Origin of the sequence: Dapis brunnea BLCC-M229, assembly GCF_050015995.1 — a bacterium.
Classification (GTDB): Bacteria; Cyanobacteriota; Cyanobacteriia; order Cyanobacteriales; family Microcoleaceae; genus Trichodesmium.
This window is the reverse complement of record NZ_JBNHEP010000088.1, coordinates 1-3,976: the sequence shown is the minus strand read 5'-3', so window position 1 is coordinate 3,976 and position 3,976 is coordinate 1. Positions and strand designations below refer to the sequence as shown.

The 3,976-nt window shown below is 36.9% G+C and carries 2 protein-coding genes; both read left to right on the top strand.

What is annotated here, in order from left to right; genetic code table 11:
- Window positions 1–696: 696 nt before the first annotated feature.
- Window positions 697–1,431 carry an HAD family hydrolase gene (locus ACP6PM_RS10090; protein ID WP_426584209.1) on the top strand — a complete coding sequence of 245 codons (735 nt, stop codon included), beginning with the start codon at window positions 697–699 and terminating at the stop codon, window positions 1,429–1,431.
- Between the two features lie 738 nt (window positions 1,432–2,169).
- Window positions 2,170–3,429, top strand: a complete 1,260-nt coding sequence (gene metK / locus ACP6PM_RS10085; RefSeq protein WP_426584207.1) for a methionine adenosyltransferase — start codon at window positions 2,170–2,172, stop codon at window positions 3,427–3,429.
- Window positions 3,430–3,976 lie beyond the last annotated feature (547 nt).

Sequence of the window (3,976 nt, the reverse complement as noted above, 5' to 3'; positions counted from 1 at the left end):
AGCACCGGAAGTTGAAGCAACAGCAGAAACAGTAGAAACACCGGAAGTTGAAGCAGTAGAATCCCAAAAAACAAACGAGACTACAGCAGATGAAGAGACATCAGCAGCAGCTTTAGAATAAACCTCTTGACAAATGCAGATGAATAGGGAGTAAGTAAAATGGTAAGTTGGAAAGATGATAAATCAATAATAACCAGGAATTACATTAATTTGACTGACATTTATTCCCTATATTCTGCTCTTCATTATTATGAATCAGAAAGATTTGAAATCCTCCCTGTACCAAGACAACGACGATTCCTAACTACGTCACCTTTGCCGGTGATAGCTTAATAGGGTTGACGCTTCCTTGGGTACTGCTACTGCGTGCAGTAGTCTGACATTTGTCTTCTATATCCGTTTGAATTTTCGGAATGACCTCCAGCAACTAGATGTATCGTTCACCAATTAAACTAATACTTTGTTTGAGTCTCCAGATTGGACAATGCAATTGCCCTTTAATCTTTTACTCTTGCTAGCCTGGGCTTCGGTTTCACATTTATATCTAAGGCATTGTATATCGACTGTAGGCGCTAGGTGAGAATTTCAACCGATATCATTATAACAAAAGTTGCCTGCTTAAGGGCAAGGCTTGAAACCCATTTTTTTGGTCAGTGAAAATCAAAAAATATATTTTTTTTATATAATTAGGAAACAATGGTAGCTATTAACTGCCGAGGTGTAATCTTCCAAGGTATTCAAGCAATCATTTTTGATAAAGATGGTACTTTAGAAGACTCTCAAGAGTTTTTAAGAAATTTAGGACAAAAGCGAGCTCGCCTTATTGATGCTAAAATTCCTGGAATAGGAGAACCACTACTAATGGCTTTTGGGATTGATGGCAATAATATTAATTCTACAGGATTAATGGCGGTAGGCAGTAGGCGAGAAAACGAAATTGCAGCAGCAGCTTATATTGCTGAAACTGGACGGGATTGGTTAGAATCATTAAATATTGTCAAAGAAGCTTTTGCAGAAGCTGACCAAATATTGCCGAAGTCTACTCCAGGTTATCTGTTTACAGGTAGTCTAGAAGTGCTAAGGTATCTTTCCCAAGCAGGTATAAAACTGGGTATATTGTCTGCAGATAATACAACAGCAGTGCAAAATTTTGTCAGATACTATCAACTCAACGATTATATTCAACTAGAAATGGGGGTTAATGATAGTCCTAGTAAACCAGATCCAGAACTATTTTTACAAGCTTGTCAAAAATTAGGGGTTAAACCAGTTAAAGCATTAATGGTAGGAGATTCTCCAACAGATATAGAAATGGGGAGGAAAGCAGGAGCAGCAGGTTGTATCGGTATTTGTTGGGGGAAACCGGAAGCTAATCACCTACAAGCAGCAGATATAGCGATCGCTCACTTAGAAGAAATCCAAGTATTGTGACATATTAAGTTGCATAACTTTTATCAAAAATAACTATTTTGGTGATTGTTAAGATAAATGGCCAATAATTGTTAACTTCGACGATCAAGTGTAAATAAACTGCGAAAAGTTGCCTTCGACGATCAAGTGAAGGTCGGAATGATAGGTAACCATGTTATAATAGAAAAATACAGGGGAAGGTCATCATCTCTTTATAAACAGTAACTCCCCGTGCTAGTTGAAGAATCTTTTGGTGTCCCCTAAGTGGAACGCCAGGAGTATTTCGGCATTGCTGAAATGTAATGGTAAGTAGCTAAAGGTAAAATTGAAAAACACATTTTTAGCGTTGATACTTAATCTAAAAATCATTACCACTCAACAACGGCAGTATTTCAATTATTTGATTTGTGTATTTGCATACAATCTTTGTTATAGTAGAATAAGTTATTAACTCAGGGACAATAAACAAATAATTCATAATTTTCTGCTTCTGGTCAAAATAATTGATTGACCAGAAAAAATTATGTCAAGTAGGGCAATGTTAACCTTAATGTTGTATACGTCCCACGCCACTTCCTATACATGGAAAATGGCACAAGAAACATAATAGCTGACTACAAACTGAGTTTTCTTTTAGATAGTTGACTTAATCTGATAGCACAGAAAGTAGAAAGTAGTTATTTTGTACAAGGATTATCCCGAAGTTAAAGCTTATTGATCGTTTGGCTAATTCCTGGAAAATATTAGGAGGAACTACTATTGTCTAGTCGTTACTTATTCACTTCCGAGTCTGTTACTGAAGGACATCCAGATAAAATTTGCGACCAAATTTCTGACACAATTATAGATGCTATATTAGCGCAAGATCCCCAAAGTCGTGTGGCTGCTGAAGTAGTAGTTAACACAGGGTTAGTCCTAATTACTGGTGAAATTACAACCAAGGCCCAAGTAAATTATATAGATCTGGCTAGGAAAAAAATTGCTGACATTGGCTATGTCTATGCAGAAAATGGTTTTTCTGCCGATAGCTGTTCGGTTTTAGTAGCTCTTGATGAGCAGTCAGCAGATATTGCTCAAGGGGTAGATAAAGCTCAAGAAACTCGTGAGCTTTTAAGTGACGAAGAACTCGATGCAGTGGGTGCAGGAGACCAGGGCTTAATGTTTGGTTTCGCCTGTAATGAAACTCCTGAATTAATGCCTTTACCTATTAGTTTAGCACACCGAGTTTGTCGCCAACTGACTGCGGTGAGAAAAACAGGTCAACTTCCCTATTTAAGGCCAGATGGCAAAAGTCAAGTCACAATTATTTATGAAGATGGCCGTCCTGTTGGTATCGATACAATCTTAATTTCTACCCAACACACTGCTAGTATTGGAGAAATTACAGAATTAACGGAAATTCAAGCCAAGATTAAAGAAGACCTCTGGAAATATGTTATCGAGCCTATATTTACAGACATAGAGATTAAGCCTGACTCACAAACTCGTTTTCTTGTCAACCCCACTGGTAAATTTGTAATTGGTGGTCCACAGGGAGATTCTGGTCTTACAGGACGTAAAATCATAATTGATACTTATGGTGGTTATTCCCGTCATGGAGGGGGTGCTTTTTCTGGAAAAGATCCAACTAAGGTAGACCGTTCTGCAGCTTATGCTTGTCGCTACATAGCTAAAAATATTGTTGCAGCGGGTCTAGCAGAAAAGTGTGAGGTTCAAATTAGTTATGCGATTGGTGTAGCAAGACCTGTTAGTATGATGATTGAAACTTTTGGTACTTCTAAAGTAGATGAAGATAAGTTATTAGAAGTAGTGAAAGAAAACTTTGAACTCCGTCCAGCAGGAATTATTCAGACTTTTAACCTCCGGAAGTTACCTGGAGAAAGAGGAGGTCGTTTTTATCAAGATGTTGCTGCTTATGGTCACTTAGGACGTACCGATCTAGATTTACCTTGGGAACAATTGGATAAAGTGGAGTTATTAAAGGAAGCATTTAGTCCACAGTTAGCAACTACAGTCTAATAAGTCTCCATAGACTTTTAATTACTAGGCGTTGCTGAATCAAGGTATGAAAATCAAAACTGAATAATCTCAAGTATTTGTTGTTCAATAGTTGGGCAATTGCCAACAAATACAAATCATACCCACGCATCAGCAACGCCAATTACTAATAATATTTGATTCTCAGCAACCAAGAGAACTTTCTTTCTTTTGGTTGCTAATTTTATATTTATAGCAATGAGCAACTCAACTATAAGTCATCAGCTTTTTTATTTTTCGTGATTTTGTTTTACTTTAAAGACGGCCTCATTTATACTAATTTCATAAAATTAGGACTTACGCAGGGGTACTATATATAGAGTGCAAAAACTATAGCGCTATAGTTTTTAACACTACATACATGGTCTGTGCGTAAGTCCTAAAAATATTCCAGAGGGTGACGGAACAGGAAAAAATACATAAATTCCACTAGAACTAGGAAATGTAAATATCTTAAAAAGAGAACAAAAAGGCTTAACATAAGCAATTAATGTTAATTTGAACCAATTTTCGCAACTGTTTGACATCC

Bases quoted from the DNA above. Each gene is read 5' to 3' on its own strand.
- ACP6PM_RS10090 (WP_426584209.1), top strand. From the start codon at position 697: ATGGTAGCTATTAACTGCCGAGGTGTAATCTTCCAAGGTATTCAAGCA.